This window comes from Pseudomonas sp. EggHat1 (assembly GCF_014892995.1).
GTDB classification, from domain to species: Bacteria; Pseudomonadota; Gammaproteobacteria; order Pseudomonadales; family Pseudomonadaceae; genus Aquipseudomonas; species Aquipseudomonas chaetocerotis.
This window is the reverse complement of sequence record NZ_JACKQK010000001.1, coordinates 893,402-918,014: the sequence shown is the minus strand read 5'-3', so window position 1 is coordinate 918,014 and position 24,613 is coordinate 893,402. Positions and strand designations below refer to the sequence as shown.

Here is a 24,613-nt window from a genome sequence, read left to right as displayed (position 1 = left end):
GACAAGGTGTTCGAGGTGATCGAAGCGCATGGTGACTTCAACCACGGTTTCACTTATTCCGGCCACCCGGTGGCGGCAGCGGTGGGGTTGGAGAACCTGCGCATTCTCAAGGACGAAGGCATCGTCGAACGGGTGAAGGCAGAAACGGCACCGTATTTGCAGCGTCGTCTACGTGAGTTGGCGGATCACCCACTGGTGGGCGAAGTGCGTGGTGTCGGGATGCTGGGTGCCATCGAGTTGGTACAGGACAAGGCGACGCGCAAACGTTATCCGGGTGACAAGGCGGTAGGCATGATCTGCCGCGGCCACTGCTTTAATAATGGTCTGATCATGCGCGCCGTGGGCGACACCATGATCATCGCGCCGCCACTGGTGATCAGCCTGGCGGAAGTGGATGAGCTGGTGGAGAAAGCACGCAAGTGCCTGGATCTGACCCTGCGTGACCTGTAGGTCTGAAAGCCCGCAGTCACGGAAAGTTGTCAGCGGTGCCATGACCTTGCCAGACTGCGCCAGAGTGCGTGAACCAGCCTGATTCGAACGGCTTGCGCGACCTCTGGAATATCGACACAACAACAGGAGCTGTACGCATGAAAACATTCGGCAAGACCCTTCTCGCGTTGTCCCTGACCGCAGCCGTGGCAAGCGCTGCTCAGGCTGACGACAAAGTGCTGCATGTCTACAACTGGAGCGATTACATCGCCGAAGACACTCTGGCCAACTTCGAGAAGGAAACCGGCATCAAGGTCGTCTACGACGTCTTCGACAGCAACGAAGTGCTGGAAGCCAAGTTGCTGGCCGGCAGCTCCGGTTACGACGTGGTGGTACCGTCCAACCCCTTCCTGGCCAAGCAGATCAAGGCCGGCGTGTTCCAGAAGCTGGACAAGTCCAAGCTGCCGAACTGGTCGAACCTGGACAAGGACCTGCTCAAGGCTCTGGATCCGAGCGACCCGGGTAACCAGTACTCGATCCCCTACATGTGGGGCACCATCGGTATTGGCTACAACGTCGAGAAGGTCAAGGCCGTACTCGGCGAAGACGCGCCGGTCGACTCCTGGGATCTGGTGTTCAAGCCGGAGAACATGGAAAAGCTGAAGTCCTGCGGTGTTTCCTTCCTCGACTCGCCGACCGAAATCCTCCCTGCCGCTCTGCATTACCTGGGCTATGCCCCGGATAGCAGCAAGGCCGACGAGCTGAAGAAGGCCGAGGAGCTGTTCCTCTCCATCCGTCCTTCGGTGGCCTACTTCCACAGCTCCAAGTACATCTCCGACCTGGCCAACGGCAACATCTGCGTCGCTATCGGCTACTCGGGTGACATCTACCAGAGCAAGGCGCGCGCCGAAGAAGCCAAGAACGGCGTGCAAGTTGGCTACAACATTCCGAAGGAAGGCGCGGGTTCCTTCTTCGACATGCTGGCCGTGCCGGCTGACGCCAAGAATGTCGAGTCTGCCCACGTGTTTCTCAACTACCTGATGAAGCCGGAGGTGATGGCCAGCATCACCAACTACGTGCAGTTCCCCAACGGCAACGCCGCTGCCACTCCACTTGTGGATGAGGCGCTGCGTACCGACCCGGGCGTATACCCGACTCCGGAAGTGCTGAAGAAGATCTACACCTTCCCGGACCTGGCGCCGGCGGTGCAGCGCACCATGACCCGCAGCTGGACCAAGATCAAATCCGGCCGCTAAGCAACGAAGCAACGCCGCCTGGCGGGTTCGCCCGCCAGGCACCCAAATCGCAAGAAGAGGAAACGTTATGCGTCGTTCTACCCTGCTGGCTGGCCTGGTCGCCGCCGCCATTGGCATATCTGTAGCCCATGCAGATGATCGCGTGGTCAAGGTCTACAACTGGTCCGACTATATTGCGCCGGACACCATCGCCGAGTTCGAGAAGGAAACCGGTATCAAGGTGGTGTACGACGTTTTCGACTCCAACGAAACCCTCGATGGCAAGCTGGCCACCGGCCAGAGCGGCTATGACGTGGTGGTGCCTACCAACCACTTTCTGGCCAAGCAGGTACGTGCCGGCACCTACCTGAAACTGGACAAGTCCAAACTGCCCAACCTGGTCAATCTCGATCCGACCATCATGAAGAACCTGGCCGCGGGCGACCCCGGCAACGAATACTCGGTGCCCTACCTGTGGGGCACCAATGGCATCGGCCTGAACGCCACCAAGGCGCGCGCCGTGCTGGGCGACGATGCGCCGCTCGATTCCTGGGAACTGCTGTTCGATCCGAAGTACGCCGAGAAGCTCGCATCCTGCGGTATCGCCCTGCTCGATTCAGGCGACGAAGTGCTGCCACAGACGGTCAACTACCTGGGCCTGTCGCCGCACACCACCAAACGCGAAGACTACGAGAAGGCCTCCGAGCAGATGATGAAGGTGCGTCCTTACATCACCTACTTCCACAGCTCGAAATTCATATCCGATCTGGCCAACGGCAACATCTGCGCCGCTTTCGGTTACTCCGGTGACGTGCTGCAGGCCGCTGATCGGGCGGAAGAGGCCGGCCGCAGCGACGAGATCATCTACATCATTCCCAAGGAAGGCACCGCCATGTGGGCGGACCTGCTGGCCATCCCCAAGGATGCCAAGAACGTCGCCGAAGCACACGAGTTCATCAACTACCTGCTGCGCCCCGACGTGATCGCCAAGATCAGTGACTACGTTGCCTACGCCAACCCCAACCTCAAGGCCACCGAACTGGTCGATGAGAGCGTGCGCAACAATCCGGGTGTGTATCCCGGCAAGGACGTGATGGCCAAGCTGTATGTCGCCGAGGAGCGTTCGCCGGAAGTGCAGCGCTGGCTGACCCGTGATTGGACGCGAATCAAAAGCGGCCGCTGATCGACGAACGATTTTCCTATAAAGTGCCGCGCCTTTTCCGCTCGGCACACAAAAACGAGGACGATACTGTGCGAGTTACCCTGCCCAAGTCTCTGATCGCGATGGCGGCTTCCGCTTTCTGTGGCGCCGCTCTGGCCCAGCCAACCGTGCATATCTACAACTGGAGCGATTACATCGGCGAAGAGACTCTGGCCAAGTTCGAGGCGAAAACTGGCATCAAGCCGGTCTATGACGTCTTCGACTCCAACGAGACCCTCGAAGGCAAACTGCTCGCCGGCCGCAGCGGCTACGATGTGGTGGTGCCCTCCAACCACTTCCTCGGCAAGCAGATTCGCGCCGGCGCCTTCCAGCCGCTGGATCGCACCAAGCTGAGCAACTGGGACAACCTCGATCCGGCGCTGCTCAAGCAACTGGAAACCAACGACCCCGGCAACCAGTATTCGGTGCCCTACCTGTGGGGCACCAACGGCATCGGCTACAACGTCGAGAAGGTCAAGGCCGCGCTCGGTGTCGAGGAGATCGATTCCTGGGCCGTTCTGTTCGAGCCGGACAACATCAAGAAGCTCAGCCAGTGCGGCGTAGCCTTCCTCGATTCCGGTGATGAAATGATCCCGGCCATGCTCAATTACCTTGGTCTGGACCCCAACAGCACCAATCCCGACGACTACGCCAAGGCCGAAGCCAAGCTGCTGGAGGTGCGTCCCTACGTCACCTACTTCCACAGCTCCAAGTACATCGGCGATCTGGCCAACGGCAACATCTGCGTGGCTGCCGGCTTCTCCGGCGACATCCTGCAGGCCGCCGATCGCGCCGACGAGGCCGGCAAGGGCATCGAAATCGCCTACAGCATTCCCAAGGAAGGCGCCAACCTCTGGTTCGACATGATGGCCATTCCCGTCGATGCGGCGAACGCCGAACAGGCGCACACCTTCATCAACTTCCTCCTCGAGCCCGAGGTGATCGCCGAAGTCAGTGACTACGTCGGTTATGCCAACCCCAATACCAAGGCGGATGAATTCATGGATGAGGAAGTCCGCAACGACCCGTCCATCTACCCGTCACAAGCGGTGCTGGACAAGCTGTACATCTCCGCCGAGCTGCCGGTTCGCGTGCAGCGCCTGATGACCCGCAGTTGGACCAAGGTCAAGTCGGGTCAGTAATCGTTCCTGCCCGGCCACAGGGGTCGGGCACAATCTTCCGGGAGTTTTCCAATAATGGCTGTTGCCTCCAGCGCCTACAAAAAAGCCCTCGAGGGGGATCAGACACCGAAAGAGGTGCTGGTCAAGATCGATCGGGTGACCAAGAAGTTCGACGAGACCATAGCCGTCGATGACGTCTCGCTGACCATCAACAAGGGCGAGATCTTTGCCTTGCTGGGCGGCTCCGGCTCGGGTAAATCGACCCTGCTGCGCATGCTCGCCGGCTTCGAGCGGCCGACCGAAGGGCGCATCATCCTCGATGGCGTCGACATCACTGACATGCCGCCGTACCAGCGGCCGATCAACATGATGTTCCAGTCCTATGCGCTGTTCCCGCACATGACCGTGGCGCAGAACATCGCCTTCGGTCTGCAGCAGGACAAACTGCCCAAGGCCGAGATCGACGAGCGCGTGGCCGAGATGCTCAAACTGGTGCACATGACCCAGTACGCCAAGCGCAAGCCGCATCAGCTCTCCGGTGGTCAGCGTCAGCGCGTGGCCCTGGCCCGCTCCCTGGCCAAACGCCCCAAGCTGCTGCTGCTCGACGAACCGATGGGCGCGCTGGACAAGAAGCTGCGTTCGCAGATGCAACTGGAGCTGGTGGAGATCATCGAGCGGGTCGGCGTGACCTGCGTGATGGTGACCCACGACCAGGAAGAGGCCATGACCATGGCCCAGCGCATCGCCATCATGCACCTGGGCTGGATCGCCCAGACCGGCAGCCCGATCGACATCTACGAGACGCCCACCAGCCGTCTGGTGTGCGAGTTCATCGGCAACGTCAACCTCTTCGACGGCCAGATCACCACTGACGAAGTCGACCACGCGATCATCGATTGCCCGCAACTGGAAAAGCCGATCTACATCGGCCACGGCGTCAGTACGCGCGCCGAAAACAAGTCCGTCAGCTACGCCCTGCGCCCGGAAAAACTGCTGATGGCCACCGCGCTGCCGGATGACCACGAGCATCCAGAGTACAACTGGAGCCGTGGCCACGTGCACGACATCGCCTACCTCGGTGGTCACTCGGTGTACCACGTCAAACTCACTTCCGGGCAGATCGTGCAGTGCTTCATCGCCAACGCCGAGCGCCGTGGCAAGCGTCCGACCTGGGACGATCCGGTGGTGGTGTACTGGGAAGACGACAGCGGCGTGGTACTGCAATCATGAAACCGAGCAAACTGGCGCGCTATCTGCCCACTGGGCGGCATGCCGTTATCGGCATACCTTTCCTCTGGCTATTCATGTTCTTCCTGCTGCCCTTCATCATTGTGCTGAAGATCAGCTTCGCCGAAGCCGACGTGGCGATTCCGCCCTACACGGAAATCTACCAGTGGGCAGACAACAAGCTGACGCTGCTGTTGAACTTCGGTAACTACATCTTCCTCAGCGAAGATGCCCTGTACCTGTCGGCTTACCTGGGGTCGCTGCAGATCGCCTTCTTCAGCACCTTGCTCTGCCTGCTGATCGGCTACCCGATGGCCTATGCCATCGCGCGTGCGCCGAAAGAACACCAGACCGTACTGCTGCTGTTGATCATGATGCCGACCTGGACTGCGATCCTGATCCGCGTCTATGCCTGGATGGGTATTCTCGGCAACAACGGCCTGCTCAACAGCCTGCTGATGGGCATTGGCCTGATCGATACGCCGCTGCAGATTCTCAACACCAACACCGCGGTCTATATCGGCGTCGTGTATTCGTATCTGCCGTTCATGATCCTGCCGCTCTACGCCAACCTGGTGAAGCACGACCTCAGCCTGCTGGAGGCTGCTTCGGACCTGGGTTCGAGCAATTTCAACAATTTCTGGAAGATCACCGTGCCGCTGTCGAAGAACGGCATCATCGCCGGTTCCATGCTGGTGTTCATTCCGGTGGTCGGCGAGTTCGTCATCCCCGAGCTGCTTGGTGGCCCGGAGACCCTGATGATCGGCAAGGTGCTGTGGCAGGAGTTCTTCAACAACCGCGACTGGCCTGTGGCTTCCGCTCTGGCTGTGGTGATGCTGGCGATCCTGATCGTGCCCATCATTCTCTTTAACCGTAACCAAGCCAAGGAACTGGAGGGCCGCCCATGAAGCGTTTCAGTTTCTCCAGCATCATGCTCTGGGCCGGCCTGGTATTCATCTACCTGCCCATGGTCATCCTGGTCATCTACTCGTTCAACGCCTCGCGGCTGGTAACGGTGTGGGGCGGTTGGTCGGTGAAGTGGTACGTCGGCCTGCTGGACAATACCCAGCTGATGAACTCGGTGATGCGCTCGCTGGAAATCGCCTGCTACACCGCCATCGCGGCGGTGGCGCTGGGCACCCTGGCGGCCTTCGTGCTGACCCGCATCACCCACTTCAAGGGGCGTACGCTGTTCGGTGGCCTGGTCACCGCGCCGCTGGTGATGCCGGAAGTGATCACCGGTCTGTCGTTGCTGCTGCTGTTCGTACTGATGGCGCAACTGATCGGCTGGCCGATGCAGCGTGGCATGACCACCATCTGGATCGCCCACACCACCTTCTGCTCGGCCTATGTAGCGGTCGTGGTTTCGTCGCGTCTGCGTGAGCTGGACATGTCCATCGAAGAAGCGGCCATGGACCTGGGGGCGCGGCCGTGGAAAGTGTTCTTCCTGATCACCGTGCCGATGATCGCGCCGTCGCTGGCAGCGGGGGCGATGATGTCCTTCGCCCTGTCGCTGGATGACCTGGTACTGGCCAGCTTCGTTTCCGGTCCTGGTGCGACCACCCTGCCGATGGAGATCTTCTCCGCCGTGCGTCTGGGGGTTAAGCCGGAGATCAATGCGGTGGCCAGCCTGATCCTGCTGGCGGTGTCGTTCGCCACTTTCCTGGCCTGGTTCTTCGCCCATCGTGCCGAAGAAAAGCGCAAGAAGGCCATGCAACAAGCCATGGACGAGACCGCCAATCCGTCCTGGCAGCAGGTCGTCGACAGTCGTCGCAACCCCAGCAGCAACTGAGCTGCACGCTGAAATGAAAAACGGGCCCTTCGGGGCCCGTTTTTCATGGTGTGTGGGAGGGGCTGTAGCCGCGACGTCCAAGCTCGCCGCTGAAGCGCCTCTCACAGTGTGTAGGCGATTATTTCACCAACACCTTCCAGCGGTAGGGTGCACTGTGCGCACCGAGTCTTGCACTATTTGACCAACGCCTTCCAGGCCTTGAGGCTGCTCACTATCTGCGTCTGAGTCGCACGCAACTGGCGCTGCTCTTCGTCAAGATCTTGTTGAGCCAGGCCGTACAGCTTGTTCAGCTCGCCATACAGACGGTCGACCTCGGGGACTTCCAGTACGCCTCGCGCCAGGCGCAGCCAGACCAGCAGGCGCTCCAGGCGCGGCATCTGCTCGGCCAGATCTTCCGGCTGCTGCTGGTAGCGGCGCAGTTGCAGGGCATTACCTTCTTCGTTCAGCAGGGTCGGTAACCAGTTGCCCAGGGCTGCATTGCCCTGGCGATTACCGCGATTGTTGCGCTCCGCCGTCCAGCTGCGTAGCAGCAGCCAGTGCGACAGCTTCAGCGACACCAGGCCCCAGCGGCAACCATCCAGTTCGGCAGCGAACAGCGCCGGCGCATTGCGCCGCATGCTGTCGTCGCCTTGGCCGGCTGCCAGGCGCGGACGCCAGTCATCGAGCAGGGCATCGAGCGCTTCGCGCAATTCACGTGAGCTGCTGCGGGGCGCTGCCTGACCGAGGCTGGCGAGCAGGGCGCGCAGGTCGATCAGTTGCTCCAGCCATTGTTGCAACAGACTCCAATGGCCGTTCCAGCGATATTGTTCGGCCAGTCGCTGGCTGGCGCCGAGCAGATGCCAGGCAAGCGCGGCGAAGGCATCGTCCAGGCTCATCTCGGCGTCAAGTTCGGGAGCCGGCAGGCTCAGGTTGTAGCTGCCGGCATCGAACAGACGATAGCCGCGCTCGGCCTTGCTGATGTCGCAGGGCATCAGCGGCAGTTCGGCGGCCAGCTCGCAGGCCAGTTCCAGCAGCGCGGCGGGTTCGCCCTGGCGCAACTCCAGCTCCAGCTCGCAAATCTCTTCTTCGCCCTCTCCGGCGATTACCTTGCCCAGGTCCAGCGCGGCTTCGATGATCACCTTGGCCTTGCCACGGCCCCAGGCGATCTCGGCTTTTTCGCGAACGAAGTCGGTGGTGAACAGCGGCTGCAGGGTTTTCTTGTCCAGCTCGGCCAGGCTGGCTGGCCAGCAGCTGTCATCGAGCTTTTTCAGGTCGAGCTTGGCCTTGCTCAGGTACCAGTCCCACTCGTTGCGCTCGGACAGGCCGGCGACGCTCTGGCCACGGCTCTTCAGGGTCTGGATGAACTGCTCGCCATCACGGCGCAGACGCAGGGCGACCTTGGCCCCGGCCAGCTCACGGTCCGGCGTGTCGTAGTACTGGTTGAACAGCTCGCCGCGCTGCCAGCCACTCTTGTTGCGTTTTTTCAGCAACGGATGTTCACGCAGGGCGGCCAGGGTAGCGCGGCTGGCGCGCAGTTTGATTTCGGTTTCTTTGACCATGGTGGAGAGCTAGATAGCCTTTTATGAAAATGTGACAGAGCGATGACACGCGCTGGCGAATGACGAAGCCGGTCCCTATACTTGCGACCTTCTCAAAACGGGGGCTTACCCTATGCCTATCAATCCCTTTGTCAGCCTGTTCGGCCGTTCACCCATCGGCCCCATGCAACAGCATATCGCCAAGGCTCACGAGTGCGCGGCGAACCTGGTGCCTTTCTTCGAAGCCATAATGGTCGAGGACTGGGCCAAGGTGGAACAGGTACAACAGGAGATGTCCCGGCTGGAGCACGAGGCCGACAAGCTGAAGAAAAGCGTGCGCCTGCACCTGCCCAAGAGCCTGTTCCTGCCAGTGCCGCGTTCGGACCTGCTCGAGCTGCTCAGTGTACAGGACAAAGTCGCCAACCGTGCCAAGGACATCGCTGGCCTGATGCTCGGCCGGCAGATGGCTATTCCACAGCCGTTGCAGCCGCTGATGCGCATCTATGTGCAGCGCAGCGTGGATGCCAGCGCTCAGGCGCTGAAGGCAATGAACGAATTGGACGAGCTGCTCGAGACCGGTTTCGCCGGCCGTGAAGCTGTACTTGTGGAAACCCTGATCGAGGAACTCGGTTCGATCGAAAACGATACCGATCGTCTGCAGATCGAGGTACGCCGCAACCTGTTCAAGCTGGAGAAGGACCTTCCCCCGGTCGATGTGATGTTCCTCTATCAGATCATCGACTGGGTCGGCGATGTCGCCGACCGTGCCCAACGAGTGGGCAACCGACTGGAACAACTGCTGGCGCGCTAAGCGCCAGTGTCCTTTCTGGGATCTACGGAAAACTAATTTATGTCTCTTATTGCGGACTACGGGCTCGTTCTGCTCGTTCTTGCCTGCCTTTTCGGTTTTTTCATGGCCTGGGGTGTTGGAGCCAACGATGTAGCCAATGCTATGGGTACATCCGTTGGCTCGCGTGCACTTACTATCAAGCAGGCGATCATCATCGCCATGGTCTTCGAGTTTGCCGGTGCCTACCTGGCTGGCGGCGAGGTGACCGAAACCATCAAGAACGGTATCGTCGATGCCAACATGATCAGCCCCAACCTGATGGTGCTGGGGATGATGTCGGCTTTGCTGGCGGCAGGTACCTGGCTGCTGGTGGCTTCGACGCGCGGCTGGCCGGTTTCGACCACGCACACCATCGTCGGTGCCGTGATCGGTTTCGCTGCGGTCGGCGTGTCGATGGATGCTGTGCACTGGGGCGGCGTTGGTCCCATCGTTGCCAGTTGGGTGGTCACGCCAATGCTGGCCGGTATCATCTCCTTCTGTCTGTTCGTCAGTGTGCAGAAGTTGATCATCGACACTGACAACCCCTTCCTGAATGCCAAGCGCTACGTGCCGCTTTACATGTTCATCACAGGCTTCATGATCTCGCTGATGACCATGACCAAGGGTCTCAAGCACGTCGGTCTGAACCTCTCCAGCACCGAAGGCTTCATGCTCTCGCTCGGTATCGGTGTGCTGGTCATGCTGATCGGTATCGCCCTGCTCAGCCGCATTCATGTCGATGCTGAAGCGGACAAGGCCTTCCATTTCTCCAGCGTGGAGAAAGTGTTCGCCATTCTGATGATCTTCACCGCTTGTGCCATGGCGTTCGCCCACGGTTCCAACGATGTGGCCAATGCCGTTGGTCCGCTGGCCGCCATCGTCGGTGTCATCCAGAGCGGCGGTGAGCTGGCTGCAGGTGAGAAGTCCATCGTTCCGGGCTGGATCCTGCTGCTGGGTGCACTGGGTATCGTGGTCGGCCTGGCCACTTATGGTTACAAGGTCATCGCCACCATCGGCAAGGAAATCACCGAGCTGACGCCAAGCCGTGGTTTTGCCGCTGAACTGGCCGCAGCCACCACCGTGGTCAGCGCCTCGGGCCTGGGTCTGCCGGTTTCCACCACCCACACCCTGGTCGGCGCGATTCTCGGTGTCGGTCTGGCTCGTGGTATCGGTGCGCTGAACCTGGGCATGATCGGCAAGATCTTCCTGTCCTGGATCATCACCCTGCCGGCCGGTGCGATTCTGTCGATCGTCTTCTTCTTCATTCTGCGCGCGCTGTTCGGCGGGGTCTGATCCCGTCCTGACGGTTTCCCCTGCGGTTGGATGCTCCTATGATGGAGCTCCGACCCAGGAGAGTGCTGATGCCCTTGCCGTCCTTTCAAGAGCAGTTCGCCGCGCTGATCGCCGCGCCTTCAGTGAGCTGTACCCAGCCGAACTGGGATCAGAGCAACGCGCCTGTGATCGATCTGCTCGCCGCCTGGCTCGGTGATCTGGGGTTTACCTGCGAAACCCAGCAGATCGCCCCCGGCAAATTCAACCTGCTCGCCAGCTACGGCTCCGGCCCCGGTGGTCTGGTGCTGGCCGGGCACAGTGATACCGTGCCGTTCGATGCCGCGCTGTGGCAGACCGACCCGCTCAAGCTGACCGAAGTCGGTGACCGCTGGGTGGGCCTTGGCAGTTGCGACATGAAGGGTTTCTTCGCCCTGGCCATCGAAGCCGTGCGACCGCTACTCGATCAGCCGTTCCGGCAACCTCTGCTGATTCTCGCCACCTGTGATGAAGAAAGCTCGATGGCAGGCGCTCGTGCCCTGGCCGATGCCGGCCGGCCGCTTGGCCGTGCGGCAGTGATCGGAGAGCCGACCGGGCTCAAACCCATCCGCCTGCACAAGGGCGTGATGATGGAGCGTATCGATATCCTCGGCCAGAGTGGCCATTCCTCCGACCCGGCGCTCGGCCGCAGCGCATTGGAGGCCATGCAGGACGTGATGGGCGAGCTGCGCGGCCTGCGCGCGCAGTGGCAGCGCGAATTCAACAACCCGCAATTCGGCGTGCCGCAACCGACGCTGAATCTTGGCTGCATCCATGGCGGCGACAACCCCAACCGTATCTGTGGCCAGTGCGCGCTGGAGTTCGACCTGCGCCCGTTGCCGGGCATGGACCCGGAGCAGCTGCGTGAGGCGATTCGCGGCAAGTTGCAGCCGATGGCGCTCAAGCACCAGGTGCGCATCGACTACGGCCCGCTGTTCCCGGCCGTGCCGCCCTTCGAGCAGGCTGCCGATGCCGAGCTGGTGCGCCTGGCCGAGCGTCTGACCGGGCACCGCGCGCAAGCGGTGGCATTTGGCACCGAGGCGCCTTATCTTCAGCAACTTGGCTGCGAGACACTGGTGCTTGGCCCCGGCGACATCGACTGCGCACACCAGCCCGGGGAACACCTGGAGCTGGCTCGCATCGAACCTACCGTGGTGCTGCTGCGCCAACTGATCCAACACTATTGCCTGACGCGGAGTGAAGACGTGCAACGACGATGAGAGCCAGCCCCGAGCCCGCCCTATCGCTCATGGCGGGTTGTACCCGCCCTATGTCTGGACACTGACGGGCATGTCCTCCTTCATCTGGCGCTTTGCGCCATCTTCTCCCGGAAGGGGAAGGGTATAAGAGGGCGTCGCTGCGCGACTTTCACGCTAACGGATCTCTACATGCACGACTACGTCACCTGGTTACGCCACGCTTCGCCCTACATCAACGCCCATCGCGACTGCACCTTCGTGGTCATGCTGCCGGGCGAGGGCGTTGCCCATCCGAACTTCGCCAACATCGTCCACGATCTGGTGCTGCTGCACAGTCTTGGCGTGCGCCTGGTACTGGTTCACGGCTCGCGCCCGCAGATCGAGGCGCGCCTCGCTGCCCGTGGCCTGATCCCGCATTACCATCGCGACTTGCGCATCACCGACGCACCGACCCTGGAATGCGTGATCGACGCCGTCGGCCAACTGCGCATCGCCATCGAGGCGCGCTTGTCGATGGATATGGCCGCCTCGCCGATGCAGGGCTCACGCCTGCGTCTGACCAGCGGTAATTTCGTCACTGCCAGGCCGATCGGCGTGCTCGATGGCGTCGACTATCACCACACCGGCGAGGTGCGGCGTATCGATCGCAAGGGCATCAATCGCCAGCTCGACGAGCGCAGCATCGTGCTGCTCTCTCCGCTGGGCTATTCGCCCACCGGGGAGATCTTCAACCTGGCCTGCGAGGACGTCGCCACCCGCGCGGCCATCGATCTGGGTGCGGACAAGCTGCTGCTGTTCGGCGCCGAAGACGGTCTGCTCGACGAGCAGGGCAGGCTGGTGCGTGAGCTGCGCCCGCAGCAGGTGCCGGCGCATCTGACGCGCCTGGGCAGCAACTACCAGGGTGAATTGCTCGATGCCGCGGCCGAGGCCTGCCGGGGCGGCGTGGGGCGCAGCCACATCGTCAGCTACGCCACCGATGGCGCGCTGCTCAGCGAGCTGTTCACCCGCACCGGTAACGGTACTCTGGTGGCGCAGGAGCAGTTCGAATCCCTGCGTGAGGCGACCATCGAAGATGTCGGCGGCCTGATCGAGTTGATCAGCCCGCTGGAGGAACAGGGCATCCTGGTGCGGCGCTCGCGCGAGGTGCTGGAACGCGAGATCGAGCAGTTCAGCATCGTCGAACGCGAAGGGCTGATCATCGCCTGTGCGGCGCTCTATCCCATTGCCGATTCCGACTGCGGCGAGCTGGCCTGTCTGGCCGTCAATCCCGATTATCGCCACGGCGGTCGCGGCGACGAGCTGCTGGAGCGGATCGAGGCCAGGGCGCGGGCGCAGGGGATCAAGACCCTGTTCGTACTCACCACCCGCACCGCCCACTGGTTCCGCGAGCGCGGCTTCGAGCCGAGCAGCGTCGAGCGCATGCCCACCGCACGGGCGTCGCTGTACAACTACCAGCGCAATTCCAAGGTGTTCGAAAAGACGTTGTAGGGGGGGCGTTAGGCGGGAACTGCCCCCACGGCACGCGATTCCGTGGGAGGAGCGTAGGGCGTACTCGCGAAGCAGTACGCCGTAAGATTTGTGCCGCGCCAAAGAGTGGCGGACTGTTCGCTGGTGCTCCTGAGTCCGCCCTACGCCCTAAGCCCCTCCCACGATGCGGTCAGAACGTCAGGCGCTGTGCTGCTGCAGGCGCATCTGCTCGAAGCCGTCGTCCCAGCCGGCTTCCCAGGCGGCAGCAGGGATTTCCTCGGGGTAGGGCTGGCGGGTTCTGGGCTGGCCGGTAAGACCGGCCATATAACCTTGCTGGTAGGCCTTGGTCAGGCTTTCCAGGCTCCATTGCGGCGTGGCGTCGTCGGCCATGGGCGCTGCTCGTCTATCGTCCTTTACCCGGCAATGCTAGCTGGCCGGGCGGCCAAGGGAGTGGCCGCCCATCCTGGCTTTTGCTCCGCTGGTTGGCTTTGTGACGCAGTCGACTAATCCGATTTGGCCATTGGCAAGCACCTGATGTTGCCGGGTGTCGCGTAGGGTGCGCCGTGCGCACCGCCTGTATCCTGAGTCGCTTGGCGCGCACGGCACACCCTACGGCGCAGCTCGACCGGCTTGAGCTACACGGCCAACGCCAGAATGCTCGCCTGGTAGGCCGCGACGAACGCATCGAAATCACCCTGGGGTTGGGCCTCCAGTTCTGCCTGCGCGGCCAGTGAATCGTGGGCGGCCTGTTCGAAGGTCTGCTGCTGCTGCGTGCTGAGCGGTTGAGCGCGGAAGTATTCGGCGTGACGCTGGCTCTGCTGCAGGGCGAACTCGGTAAAGCTCGTGCCTTGACGTAGAATCGCCAGGACCTGCGCCGATGGCGTCATCGCCACATCCGCGACCTTGGCTTGCTGTTGCGCCAACGCCTCGATATGCACGCTGCTGCCCTGGCTGCGGTCGAGCAGTTCGGCCAGCGGCAGGATGCGTTCGAGCAGTTCGCTGGCCCACACCTTGAGTTCCACCTGCTGGTTGCCTCTGTGCAGATGCAGGCCGGGACGACGACCTTCCTTGACCACCTTGAGGAAGTTGCTGGTGCAACTGCTGCACTCGCCGTTCTCCAGCAGCGGACTGTCTTCCAGTGCACAGAACAGCAGGAAGGCGTCGATGAAGCGCGCCTGCGCCAGATCGATGCCCAGCGGCAGTAAGGGGTTGATGTCCAGGCAGCGCACTTCCACGTATTGCACGCCGCGGCTCATCAGCGCCTGGATCGGCCGCTCGCCGCTATAGGTGACGCGTTTCGGGCGGATGCTCGAGTAGTACTCGTTCTCGATCTGCAGGATGTTGGTGTTCAACTGCAGCCACTCGTCGCCGCGCTTGATGCCGGCCTCGACATAGGCCGGGTAGGGCGTGCCGACCGCCAGGCGCAGGCTGTCGGTGTAGCTGGTCAGGTCGTTGTAGCAGGGGGTCAGTCCGGACTGCGCGCTGCTCTGGTAGCCCAGGTCGCTCATGCGCAGGCTGGTGGCGTAGGGCAGGTAGAGGGTGCTGGCGTCCAGCTCCTGAAGGTGGTGCGGACGGCCACGCATGAAGCCCTTGTCCAGCGCCGGTGAGGCACCGAACAGGTACATCAATAGCCAGCTGTAGCGACGGAAGTTACGGATCAGCGCGATATAGCGCGCCGACTGATAGTCACGTGCACTCTGCTCGCTGCCTTCGCTCTGCTGTTGCAGCTGCCACAGCCCCTCGGGCAGGGAGAAGTTGTAGTGGATGCCGGCGATGCACTGCATGGTCTTGCCATAACGCAGCGCCAGACCCTTGCGATATACGTACTTGAGGCGGCCAATGTTGGAGCTGCCATAGCGGGCGATGGGAATGGTCTCCTCGTCCGGCAGGGCACAAGGCATCGACGGGCTCCACAGCAGTTCGCCATCGAGCTTGTCGTAGGCGAAGCGGTGGATGCTTTCCAGTTCGGCGAGGGTGGCGGCTGGATCATTGGCAGTGCCGGTGATGAACTCCAGCAGCGACTCGGAGTAGTCGGTGGTGATCTGCGCATGGGTCAGTGCCGAGCCCAGCGCCTGCGGGTGCGGGGTCAGGGCCAGTTGGCCGTCGCGATCGACGCGCAGGCATTCGCGTTCGATGCCGTGCAGACACTCACCCAGCAGGGACAGGTTGGCCGGCTCGCCGAGCTGGGCCAGGCGGCGGGAAAGAATATCGCTCAAGATGCAATTCCTAACTGGGCAGTCGCCACAATATGAGGACTGCAGCGGCAAGCTTCAAGCTGCAAGCCGCAAGTAAGCGCGCACAGCCAGGAACTGCTTGCTCCCGGTCGCGCGCATTGGGTCTTTCTCTTGCAGCTTATGGCTTGCAGCTTGCCGTTTTTTACACGCAGGCGAAGGTGCCTTGTGCCTTGGCGACCAGCTTGTCGCCCTGCAGCACTTCGGCTTCTACCACCTGGGTGCGGCGACCGGCGTGCAGCACCTTGGCATGGCACAGCACGCTGCCCTCGGACACCGGGCGGATGTAGTTGATCTTGCACTCCAGGGTGACGCTGCTCGGGCCGCCATCGCCGAGGCTATGGCTGGCCTGACCCATGGCTGTGTCGATCAGAGAGAACAGGGCGCCGCCGTGCAGCTTGCCGTGCAGGTTGCGTAGGTCGTCGGTGAGGGGCAGGCGCACGCGCGCCTCGCCGCCGCCGACCTGGAGAATCTCCAGGCCGAGCAGGCGTGAAAAGGCGCTGCTGGCACCCACGTTGTCGGTCGTGCTCATTTTTTCAACTGCTTGGCGTTGGCGAACAGGGCGGCCATGCCGCCGGTGGCAGGTGTCGGTTTATCCTGGCTGGAGTGGCGCTCGCTGCGCGGCGTGTTGCCGCCACGGTTGCCAGCGCGCGATTGGCCACCGCGTGCCCCCTCGACCTTCTCGCCGGGGGTATCGCCCATGCGCATGGACAGGGCGATGCGGTTACGCGGGATGTCCACCTCCATCACCTTGACCTTGACCACGTCGCCGGCCTTGACCGCCTCGTGCGGGTCCTTGATGAACTTCTCCGACAGCGCGCTTATGTGCACCAGGCCGTCCTGGTGCACGCCGATATCGACGAACGCGCCGAAGTTGGTGACGTTGGTCACCACACCTTCGAGCACCATGCCCAGCTTGAGGTCCTTGAGGGTTTCCACGCCTTCTTGGAATTCGGCGGTCTTGAATTCCGGGCGCGGGTCGCGGCCAGGCTTGTCCAGTTCCTTGAGGATGTCGCCGACGGTGACCAGGCCGAAGCGTTCATCGGTGAACTTGGCCGGGTCGAGGCGCTTGAGAAAGGCCGAGTCGCCAATCAGCGAACGGATATCGCGTGAGGTATCGGCGGCGATGCGCTCGACCAGCGGGTAGGTTTCCGGGTGCACGGCGGAGGCGTCCAGCGGGTTGTCGCCGTTCATCACACGCAGGAAGCCGGCGGCCTGCTCGAAGGTTTTCTCGCCCAGGCGTGGCACCTGCTTGAGTGCAGCGCGGCTGGCGAAGGCGCCGTGGGCGTCGCGGTACTGCACGATGTTCTGCGCCAGGGTGGCGTTGAGGCCGGAGATGCGCGCCAGCAGGGCGGCGGAGGCGGTGTTCACATCCACGCCGACGGCGTTCACACAGTCCTCGACCACGGCGTCCAGCGAGCGCGCCAGCTTGAGCTGCGACACGTCGTGCTGGTACTGGCCCACGCCTATGGATTTCGGGTCGATCTTCACCAGTTCGGCCAGCGGGTCCTGCAGGCGACGGGCGATGGAGACTGCGCCGCGCAGGGAGACGTCGAGATCGGGGAATTCGCGGGCGGCCAGTTCCGAGGCCGAGTACACCGAGGCGCCGGCCTCGGAGACCATCACCTTGGTCAGCTTCAGGCCCGGCACCTTCTTGATCAGCTCGGCGGCCAGCTTGTCGGTCTCGCGGCTGGCGGTGCCGTTGCCGATGGAGATCAGGTCGACGCCATGCTTGGCACATAGCTTGGCGAGGATGGCCAGAGTGCCGTCCCAGTCGTTGCGCGGGGCGTGCGGGTAGACGGTGGCGGTTTCCAGCACCTTGCCGGTGGCGTCGACCACCGCCACCTTGCAGCCGGTACGCAGGCCCGGGTCGAGTGCCAGGGTGGCGCGCGGGCCGGCTGGAGCGGCCAGCAGAAGGTCATGCAGGTTGCGGGCGAAGACGGCAATCGCCTCGTCCTCGGCCTTCTCGCGCAGCTCGCCGAGCAGGTCGGTTTCCAGGTGGTTGTAGAGCTTGACCTTCCAGGTCCAGCGCACCACCTCGGCCAGCCACTTGTCGGCGGCACGGCCTTGCGCGCTGATGCCGAAGCGCTCGGCGATCATCAGCTCGCACGGATGCATGGCGCCGGGCAGCTCCTCGCCGACCTTCAGGCTGGAACTGAGAATGCCTTCGTTGCGGCCGCGGAAAATCGCCAGCGCACGGTGCGATGGAACGCCCTTGAGCGCTTCGTCGTGCTCGAAGTAGTCGCTGAATTTGGCGCCTTCGTTCTCCTTGCCCGGCACCAGGCGAGCGCTGAGGGTGGCGTTGTCCTTGAGGAAGCTGCGCAGCTTGTCGAGCAACGCGGCGTCTTCGGCGAAGCGCTCCATGAGGATGTACTTGGCGCCTTCGAGCACGGCTTTTACATCCGCGAAGCCCTTTTCGGCGTCGATGAAGCGCTCGGCTTCCTGCTCGGGCGCGAGATTCGGGTCGTTGAACAGCGCATCGGCCAGTTCGCCGAGGCCTGCTTCCAGGGCGATCTGGCCCTTGGTGCGGCGCTTCTGCTTGTACGGCAGGTACAAGTCTTCGAGACGGGTCTTGGTGTCGGCGAGGTCGATCTCGCGCTTGAGTTCGGGGGTCAGCTTGCCCTGCTCCTCGATGCTGGCGAGGATCGCCACACGACGCTCGTCCAGCTCGCGCAGGTAGCGCAGGCGCTCTTCCAGGTGGCGCAGTTGGGTATCGTCGAGACTGCCGGTCACTTCTTTACGATAACGGGCGATGAAGGGCACGGTTGAGCCTTCGTCGAGCAGGGCCACGGCTGCGGCAACCTGTTGCGGGCGCACGCCCAGTTCATCGGCGATGCGGTTGTTGATGCTGTCCATATAGAAACTACCCACTGAAGCGACAGGGCGGCCGCAAAGATGCTGGCCAGACACGAAAGCGGCGCATTATAAACACCGCATTCGCGAGAGCTGCGAACCGTTGGGGAAAAATCTGCTAACAATGGCTAAAGCGCCCACCCATGCGCCTGAGCGATAATGCCGCCACTTGCCGTCCTCAGTACGGCTGTCCAAGGAGACGCCATGACCCAGTCCGCTGCCCCTGTCGCCGAAGGCGAGAAGATTCTCATCGTCGATGACGACGCCCGTCTGCGCCGCTTGCTCGAGCGCTTCTTCGATGAGCAGGGCTACCGGGTTCGCGCAGTGGAAAACGTCGAGCAGATGGATCGTCTGCTGGCGCGCGAACTGTTCAATCTGGTGGTGCTGGATCTGATGTTGCCGGGCGAAGACGGCCTCTCTGCTTGCCGCCGCTTGCGTGAAGCCGGCAACCAGATGCCGATCATCATGCTCACCGCCAAGGGCGATGAGTCCAGCCGTATCCAGGGTCTGGAACTGGGTGCTGACGATTACCTGGCCAAACCCTTCAACCCGCGTGAGTTGCTGGCGCGTATCAAGGCGGTGCTGCGCCGTCAGGCGCCGGTGGTGCCGGGTGCGCCGGGTAGCGAAGACGAAAGCGTCAGTTTCGGCGAATATGAATTGTCCCTGGCCACCCGCGAGCTGAAGAAGGGTGAGGAAGTACACATGCTCACCACTGGCGAGTTCGCCGTGCTCAAGGCGCTGGTGCAACATGCGCGCGAACCGCTGACCCGCGACAAGCTGATGAACCTGGCCCGCGGCCGCGAGTGGGATGCGCTCGAACGTTCCATCGATGTGCAGATCAGCCGCCTGCGTCGCCTGATCGAGCCGGACCCGTCCAAGCCGCGCTATATCCAGACCGTCTGGGGTGTGGGCTACGTGTTCGTTCCCGACGGCAACAAGTGACCTGTAGGAGCGAGCGCTGCTCGCGAATCGACACCACGTTTTCGCGAGCAGCGCTCGCTCCTACGGTTCTGTATTGATGAAAGCCCCCTACTGGTTCCCGCAAAGCTTCTTCGCCCGCACCCTCTGGCTGGTGCTCGTGGTCGTGCTGTTCTCCAAGGCACTGACGCTGGTGTACCTGATGATGAACGAGGATGTGCTGGTCGACCGCCAGTACAGCCACGGTGCGGCGCTAACCCTGCGGGCCTACTGGGCGGCCAATCCCGATGATCGCGACCATATCGCCCAGGCTGCCGGGCTCAAGCGCATCCCGCGGGACAAGGTACCGGCCAGTGAGCAGCACTGGCCCTACAGCGAAATCTTCCAGCGGCAGATGCAAACCGAGCTCGGCCCCGATACCGAAACCCGCGTGCGCGCGACCACGCCACCCGCGCTGTGGGTGCGGGCGCCGAGTCTCGGCGATGGCTGGGTGAGGGTGCCGATGTATCCGCACCCTCTGCGTGGTCAGCGTATCTGGAGCGTGCTCGGTTGGTTCCTGGGTATCGGCCTGCTGTCCACGGCCGCCGCCTGGATCTTCGTGCGCCAACTCAATGCGCCGCTCAAGCGCCTGGTCTATGCCGCGCGCCAGCTTGGTCAGGGGCGCAGTGTGCGCCTGCCGGTGGGCGATACGCCAAGCGAGATGACCGAGGTGTACCGCGCCTTCAACCAGATGGCCGAAGACGTCGAACAGGCCGGACGCGAACGCGAGCTGATGCTGGCAGGCGTTTCTCATGATCTGCGTACGCCCCTTACCCGTCTGCGCCTGGCCCTGGAATTCATGGACAACGATTCCGAGCTGACCGAGGACATGGTGCGCGATATCGAGGACATGGACGCCATCCTCGATCAATTCCTCGCCTTTATCCGCGACGGGCGTGACGAGCCGGTGGAGGCGCTGGACTTCTCCGAACTGGTGCGCGAAACCCTGGCGCCCTACAACCAGAACGGCGAGCGCGTGCGTCTGTGCCTTGAGCCGATCCCACCTTTCCCGCTGCGCCGCGTCTCGACCAAGCGTCTGCTGACCAATCTGGTGGAGAACGCCCTCAATCACGGCGGTGGTGATGCCGTCGAGGTGGTCGCCAGTCTGGCCGGCGACCACAACGCACCTTATGTAGTGCTGAGCGTGCTGGACCGTGGCAACGGGATCGATCCGGCCGAGCTGGATAGCATCTTCAACCCTTTCATTCGCGGTGATCGGGCGCGTGGTGGGCGCGGTACCGGCCTTGGTCTTGCCATCGTCAAGCGCATCGCGGCACTGCATGGTGGCAGCGTCGAGCTGCGCAACCGCTCCGGCGGCGGCCTCGAGGCACGGGTGCGCCTGCCGCTGGGGCTGCTGTTGCCGCGCGACGCGGTCTAGCTGACGACCGACCGTCCCGGCGAGGGGCTGGGTGCTGGCAATCTGCTGCCAAGCGCTCTGGCGCTGGGCTATGCTGTGCCAGCGCATCAAGTCGAGGCCTGCATGCCCGCCGCCTTTCCCGACCGCTTGCCCTACTGGACCTGGTGGCTGCCGCTGCCGATTTTCCATCTGGCAACCTGGATTTCCCTGGCGACCCGCCTGAATGACGGGGTGGCGCTGTGTTATCTGCCCTTGGTGCTCGGCCTTGCCTTGTGCCTTTGGTGGGGGCCGCGCGTGCTGCCGGCGTTGTACCTCAACGCCTTGTTCAGCGCGCCGCTATGGGGCCTGCCCTGGCAGTGGGCGCCGCTCTATGCCCTGCCGGAAACTGCCGCCGTTGCCCTGGGCTGGTGGCTGTTGCGGCGTCAGCCTTTCGATCCCGCCCTGGGGCGTTTGAGCGATCTGCTGAGGTTTCTCGCCTTCGCCGTGTTGATGCCGAGCGCGTTGGTGGCGCTCGGCTTGCAGAGCAACCTCTGGCTGAGCGGCTTTCAGGCCGGCGAGCGGTGGGCGCAGGACAGCCTGGCGATCTGGTTGAGCGACACCATCAACGTGCTCGCCCTGACGGCGCCCTTGCTCGCGTACGGTACCCCGCTGCTACGTGCGCGCGGCTGGATCAGCGAGCCGGTTGCAGATAGCGCGCCGACGCTGAGCATCAGCCGCTCGCCAGGTGATTGGCTGTTGGCGACTGGCGTATTTCTGGTGCTGATGCTGCTCAGTGCCAGCCTGCCGGCTCAGCTCGCCCTGCCTCTGCTCGGTCTGAGCATGCTGGTACTGGCGCTACGTCACGCCTTTGCCGGTGCTTTGTATGGCGTGCTGCTGGTGTACGCCGCGACCCTGCCGCTACCGCTGTTGCGCGGCAGTCCGAGCTTCGGCGAGCTGGATCTGCAGCGTAGCCAGTTGCACTTCGCCGTCGTGCTGCTGATGGGCGCTACCTTGCTGGTGGGCCGTGCGCTTGGCGATCTGCGTCAGGCGCTGTCGCGCAGCGCGCAGATGCAGCAGCAACTGGCCCGTGCCAACCTGGCGATGGAGGCCAGCCCGCTGGGCGTGACCATTGCCGATGCGCGCCAGGTCGACATGCCATTGGTGTACTGCAATTCCGCATTCAGCCAGATAACCGGCTACAGCGCCGAGGAGGCGCTGGGGCGCAACTGCCGTTTTCTGCACGGCCAGGATCGCGCCCAGCTGGGTCTGCAACCGTTGCGCCGAGCCCTGCGAGAGGGGCGCAGCGGTCATGCGGTGGTGCGCAACTATCGCAAGGACGGCAAGCCGTTCTGGAACGAGGTGGTGCTGGCGCCGATGCGCGACGATCAGGGCATCAGTCATTTCGTCGGGCTGCAGCATGATGTCACCGAGCGCGTCGAGCTGGCGGCCAAGGTCGAGCTGCAGCGCTCGCAATTACTGCGCCAAAGCCATCTGTTCAGCCAGACCGAAGATATCGCCAACCTGGGTGGCTGGGTGCTGGAGATCAGCGACTACGGCATGTTCTGGAGCGATGGCTGCTACCGCATCGTCGACCGCGACATTCATCTTGGGCCGCCGAATCTAGAGCAGGCGCTGCATTACTTCGACACGCCGAGCCAGACGCTGATCATGCAGACATTGCAGGCCGCGCTCAGTGGAAGAGACGACCTGGATATCGAGGTCTATCTGGCAGCGCGCCTGGGGGGACGTTTGGCCCGTCTGCGTGGCATGGTCGAGCGCAATCAGGACGGCAGCCTGGTGCGCATCTATGGCGTGGTGCAGGACATCAGCGAGCGCAAACGCACGGAATCGCAACTGCGCGAGCGAGACGAACGCCTGCGCCTGTTCTTCGAGGCGCCGCTGATCGGCATGGCGCTGACCACCCAGAGCTTTGGCTGGGAAGAGGTCAACCAGAAGCTGTGCAGCATCCTCGGTCGTAGCCGCGACGAACTGCTCGCCAGCAGCTGGCAGCAGCTGTCGCACGCGGACGATCTGCCAGCCGAGCAGGCCCACGTGGAGCAGGTGCTGCTGGGCAGCAGCGATGGCTTCGAGATGGACAAGCGCTTTCTGCGTGCCGATGGCTTGGTGGTCTTCACTCGTGTCAGCCTGCGCGCCGTGCGCGGCGGTGGTGGTCGGCAGACGCTGTTCCTGCTGCTGGTCGAGGATATCAGTGCCAGGCGCGAGGCCGAGGCGCGCTATCGAACGCTGGTCGAGCACGCGCCCGAGGCGATCTTGCTGTTCGACCCGGAGGGCGGCATCGTCGAGTGCAACGCAAACGCCCTGAGCCTGTTCCGCTATCGCCGCGACGAGCTGCTCGGCAAGTCGATTCAGAGCATCAGCCCGGTGCGTCAGGCCGATGGTCGGCTGTCTTCTCGTGCTGGCAAGGCATTCCTGCGCCGCGCCATTGCCGGTGATGCGCCGGTGTTCGAATGGAACCATCGCGACAGCGCCGGTCGCCAACTGCCCTGCGAGGTGCGCCTGGTGCGCATGCCGGGAGAGAACCTGCTGATTCGCGCCAGCGTCATCGACATCTCCGAGCGCCAACGCTACCAGCGTGAGATCGAGCGCCTGGCCTACAGCGATGAACTCACCGGCCTGCCCAATCGCCGCCTGCTGCTCGATCGCCTGCAGCATGCCATGGATCGCGAGGGTCGTGAGGGCAGCCTGGGCGCGTTGCTGTTCATCGATCTGGATCACTTCAAGACGGTCAACGACAGCCTGGGTCATCTGGTTGGCGACGCCCTGCTGGTCGAAGTGACCACACGTCTGGCCCGTGAGTTGCGCACTGAAGACACCCTGGCGCGCCTCGGTGGTGACGAATTCGTGGTGCTGCTCGAGGCTCTGGACCATGAGCCGCAAGCGGTTGCCGAGCAGGCTGCAGCAGTGGGCGAGAAATTGTTGCGCGGCCTGCACGGCAGTTGCCTGATCGACGGCCATGAACTGGCGATCAGCGCCAGTATCGGCATCGCCCTGCATCCGCTGGGCCTGCAGCAGGCCTCGGACATTCTCAAGCAGGCCGATACCGCCATGTACCGGGCCAAGCATGCCGGGCGCAACGCCCTGCATTTCTTCGCCCCGGAGATGCAGATTGCCATCGACCACCGTCACCAGTTGCAGAGCGAGCTGCGTCAGGCCATTGCTCGTCAGCAACTGCAACTGGTGTTCCAGCCGCAGCTGATGCTCGCTGACAACAGGGTGGCGGGCGCCGAGGTGCTGCTGCGCTGGATGCACCCCGAGCGCGGTGAGATCGGTCCGGATCAGTTCATTCCCCTGGCCGAGGAGACCGGGTTGATCCAGGGCATCGGCCAGTGGGTGCTGGAGCAGGCCTGCGCGGCGTTGGCACGCTGGCAAGCGCAGTGGCCGCAACTGGTGCTGGCGGTCAATCTCAGCCCGCGTGAGCTGCGTCAGGCAGGCTGCGTGGAACGTGTCGAGCAGTGCCTGCGCCAGCACGGTGTGCCGGCCCAGTCACTGGAGCTGGAAATCACCGAAGGCGTGCTACTCGAAGATGTCGAGTGCTGCATCGGCAATATGCAGCAGCTCAAGGCGCAGGGCGTGCGCTTCGCCATCGACGACTTCGGTACCGGCTACTCGTCGCTGACCTACCTCAAGCGCCTGCCGCTGGACCGGCTGAAGATCGACCGCAGCTTTGTCGCCGACCTGGACGACGAAGCGAGTGGGCGCATGCTGGTGCAGACCATCCTGATGATCGCGCGCAACCTGGGCCTGGAATGCGTGGCAGAAGGTATCGAATATGACAGCCAGCTGGTGCTGCTGCGCGAGCAGGGCTGCGCCTTGGGCCAGGGCTACCTGTTCGGCCGGCCGATGACCGAAGCAGAGTTTCTCGCCTGGATGCAGGCGTGTCAGCGCTGAAC

Annotated in this window: 19 protein-coding genes; 14 read left to right on the top strand and 5 right to left on the bottom strand. The window is 63.0% G+C overall.

Going from position 1 to position 24,613, the window contains the following annotated elements; all coding sequences use genetic code 11:
* From INS93_RS04140 to INS93_RS04110, 7 genes are all read left to right on the top strand, one after another.
* Positions 1–450 (top strand): aminotransferase class III-fold pyridoxal phosphate-dependent enzyme (locus INS93_RS04140; RefSeq protein WP_192980405.1); only part of this gene is annotated, 450 nt, incomplete at its 5' end.
* 137 nt (positions 451–587) lie between these two features.
* Positions 588–1,685 (top strand): polyamine ABC transporter substrate-binding protein, encoded by a 1,098-nt coding sequence (locus INS93_RS04135; RefSeq protein WP_160018940.1) that lies wholly within the window; start codon positions 588–590, stop codon positions 1,683–1,685.
* Between the two features lie 67 nt (positions 1,686–1,752).
* A complete protein-coding gene (locus INS93_RS04130) occupies positions 1,753–2,847 on the top strand; it encodes a polyamine ABC transporter substrate-binding protein (protein WP_192980404.1) in 1,095 nt (364 codons plus the stop codon).
* A gap of 68 nt (positions 2,848–2,915) precedes the next feature.
* The gene (locus tag INS93_RS04125; protein ID WP_192980403.1) at positions 2,916–4,007 is read left to right on the top strand and encodes a polyamine ABC transporter substrate-binding protein; all 1,092 of its coding nucleotides are present in this window, start codon (positions 2,916–2,918) and stop codon (positions 4,005–4,007) included.
* Between the two features lie 54 nt (positions 4,008–4,061).
* On the top strand, positions 4,062–5,216 hold the full coding sequence (gene potA, locus INS93_RS04120) for a polyamine ABC transporter ATP-binding protein (RefSeq protein ID WP_192980402.1): 1,155 nt from the start codon (positions 4,062–4,064) through the stop codon (positions 5,214–5,216).
* Between the two features lie 23 nt (positions 5,217–5,239).
* On the top strand, positions 5,240–6,121 hold the full coding sequence (locus tag INS93_RS04115; RefSeq protein WP_162843949.1) for an ABC transporter permease subunit: 882 nt from the start codon (positions 5,240–5,242) through the stop codon (positions 6,119–6,121).
* Entirely contained in the window at positions 6,118–7,005 is an 888-nt protein-coding gene (locus INS93_RS04110; protein WP_192980401.1) for an ABC transporter permease subunit, read from the top strand. The genes INS93_RS04115 and INS93_RS04110 overlap by 4 nt, the downstream gene beginning before the upstream one ends.
* A 173-nt stretch (positions 7,006–7,178) precedes the next feature.
* Here the strand turns inward: INS93_RS04110 and INS93_RS04105 are convergent, their stop codons facing one another.
* Positions 7,179–8,543, bottom strand: a complete 1,365-nt coding sequence (locus tag INS93_RS04105; RefSeq protein WP_192980400.1) for an inorganic triphosphatase — start codon at positions 8,541–8,543, stop codon at positions 7,179–7,181.
* Positions 8,544–8,655: 112 nt separating this feature from the next.
* Between INS93_RS04105 and INS93_RS04100 the strand changes: the two genes are divergently transcribed.
* From INS93_RS04100 to argA, 4 genes are all read left to right on the top strand, one after another.
* Positions 8,656–9,333, top strand: a complete 678-nt coding sequence (locus tag INS93_RS04100; protein WP_192980399.1) for a TIGR00153 family protein — start codon at positions 8,656–8,658, stop codon at positions 9,331–9,333.
* Positions 9,334–9,372: 39 nt separating this feature from the next.
* Complete coding sequence (locus INS93_RS04095) at positions 9,373–10,644, top strand: inorganic phosphate transporter (RefSeq protein WP_160018946.1); 1,272 nt, start codon at positions 9,373–9,375, stop codon at positions 10,642–10,644.
* Between the two features lie 68 nt (positions 10,645–10,712).
* Positions 10,713–11,879, top strand: coding sequence for an acetylornithine deacetylase (argE, locus tag INS93_RS04090; protein WP_192980398.1), 1,167 nt, complete (start codon positions 10,713–10,715; stop codon positions 11,877–11,879).
* Between the two features lie 168 nt (positions 11,880–12,047).
* Complete coding sequence (argA, locus tag INS93_RS04085; protein WP_192980397.1) at positions 12,048–13,346, top strand: amino-acid N-acetyltransferase; 1,299 nt, start codon at positions 12,048–12,050, stop codon at positions 13,344–13,346.
* A 177-nt stretch (positions 13,347–13,523) separates the two neighbouring features.
* Here the strand turns inward: argA and rmf are convergent, their stop codons facing one another.
* From rmf to INS93_RS04065, 4 genes are all read right to left on the bottom strand, one after another.
* Positions 13,524–13,715: a ribosome modulation factor gene (gene rmf / locus INS93_RS04080; protein WP_090335979.1), complete on the bottom strand. Its 192-nt coding sequence runs from the start codon at positions 13,713–13,715 to the stop codon at positions 13,524–13,526.
* 245 nt (positions 13,716–13,960) lie between these two features.
* Positions 13,961–15,541, bottom strand: a complete 1,581-nt coding sequence (gene gshA / locus INS93_RS04075; protein WP_192980396.1) for a glutamate--cysteine ligase — start codon at positions 15,539–15,541, stop codon at positions 13,961–13,963.
* Between the two features lie 160 nt (positions 15,542–15,701).
* Positions 15,702–16,088: a PaaI family thioesterase gene (locus tag INS93_RS04070; RefSeq protein WP_192980395.1), complete on the bottom strand. Its 387-nt coding sequence runs from the start codon at positions 16,086–16,088 to the stop codon at positions 15,702–15,704.
* Complete coding sequence (locus INS93_RS04065; RefSeq protein WP_192980394.1) at positions 16,085–18,412, bottom strand: Tex family protein; 2,328 nt, start codon at positions 18,410–18,412, stop codon at positions 16,085–16,087. The genes INS93_RS04070 and INS93_RS04065 overlap by 4 nt, the downstream gene beginning before the upstream one ends.
* A 201-nt stretch (positions 18,413–18,613) precedes the next feature.
* Here INS93_RS04065 and ompR point away from each other — a divergent pair, with 201 nt between their 5' ends.
* The 3 genes from ompR to INS93_RS04050 all read left to right on the top strand — a co-directional run bounded on the left by ompR (position 18,614) and on the right by INS93_RS04050 (position 24,611).
* Positions 18,614–19,351, top strand: coding sequence for a two-component system response regulator OmpR (gene ompR, locus INS93_RS04060; RefSeq protein ID WP_106733612.1), 738 nt, complete (start codon positions 18,614–18,616; stop codon positions 19,349–19,351).
* Between the two features lie 76 nt (positions 19,352–19,427).
* Positions 19,428–20,744, top strand: coding sequence for an ATP-binding protein (locus tag INS93_RS04055; RefSeq protein ID WP_192980393.1), 1,317 nt, complete (start codon positions 19,428–19,430; stop codon positions 20,742–20,744).
* Between the two features lie 102 nt (positions 20,745–20,846).
* Positions 20,847–24,611 (top strand): EAL domain-containing protein, encoded by a 3,765-nt coding sequence (locus INS93_RS04050; RefSeq protein WP_192980392.1) that lies wholly within the window; start codon positions 20,847–20,849, stop codon positions 24,609–24,611.
* Positions 24,612–24,613: the final 2 nt, after the last annotated feature.

Bases quoted from the DNA above. Each gene is read 5' to 3' on its own strand.
- INS93_RS04135 (WP_160018940.1), top strand. From the start codon at position 588: ATGAAAACATTCGGCAAGACCCTTCTCGCGTTGTCCCTGACCGCAGCC.
- INS93_RS04130 (WP_192980404.1), top strand. From the start codon at position 1,753: ATGCGTCGTTCTACCCTGCTGGCTGGCCTGGTCGCCGCCGCCATTGGC.
- potA (WP_192980402.1), top strand. From the start codon at position 4,062: ATGGCTGTTGCCTCCAGCGCCTACAAAAAAGCCCTCGAGGGGGATCAG.
- INS93_RS04110 (WP_192980401.1), top strand. From the start codon at position 6,118: ATGAAGCGTTTCAGTTTCTCCAGCATCATGCTCTGGGCCGGCCTGGTA.
- INS93_RS04105 (WP_192980400.1), bottom strand. From the start codon at position 8,543: ATGGTCAAAGAAACCGAAATCAAACTGCGCGCCAGCCGCGCTACCCTG.
- INS93_RS04100 (WP_192980399.1), top strand. From the start codon at position 8,656: ATGCCTATCAATCCCTTTGTCAGCCTGTTCGGCCGTTCACCCATCGGC.
- INS93_RS04095 (WP_160018946.1), top strand. From the start codon at position 9,373: ATGTCTCTTATTGCGGACTACGGGCTCGTTCTGCTCGTTCTTGCCTGC.
- argE (WP_192980398.1), top strand. From the start codon at position 10,713: ATGCCCTTGCCGTCCTTTCAAGAGCAGTTCGCCGCGCTGATCGCCGCG.
- argA (WP_192980397.1), top strand. From the start codon at position 12,048: ATGCACGACTACGTCACCTGGTTACGCCACGCTTCGCCCTACATCAAC.
- rmf (WP_090335979.1), bottom strand. From the start codon at position 13,715: ATGGCCGACGACGCCACGCCGCAATGGAGCCTGGAAAGCCTGACCAAG.
- INS93_RS04070 (WP_192980395.1), bottom strand. From the start codon at position 16,088: ATGAGCACGACCGACAACGTGGGTGCCAGCAGCGCCTTTTCACGCCTG.
- INS93_RS04065 (WP_192980394.1), bottom strand. From the start codon at position 18,412: ATGGACAGCATCAACAACCGCATCGCCGATGAACTGGGCGTGCGCCCG.
- ompR (WP_106733612.1), top strand. From the start codon at position 18,614: ATGACCCAGTCCGCTGCCCCTGTCGCCGAAGGCGAGAAGATTCTCATC.
- INS93_RS04055 (WP_192980393.1), top strand. From the start codon at position 19,428: ATGAAAGCCCCCTACTGGTTCCCGCAAAGCTTCTTCGCCCGCACCCTC.
- INS93_RS04050 (WP_192980392.1), top strand. From the start codon at position 20,847: ATGCCCGCCGCCTTTCCCGACCGCTTGCCCTACTGGACCTGGTGGCTG.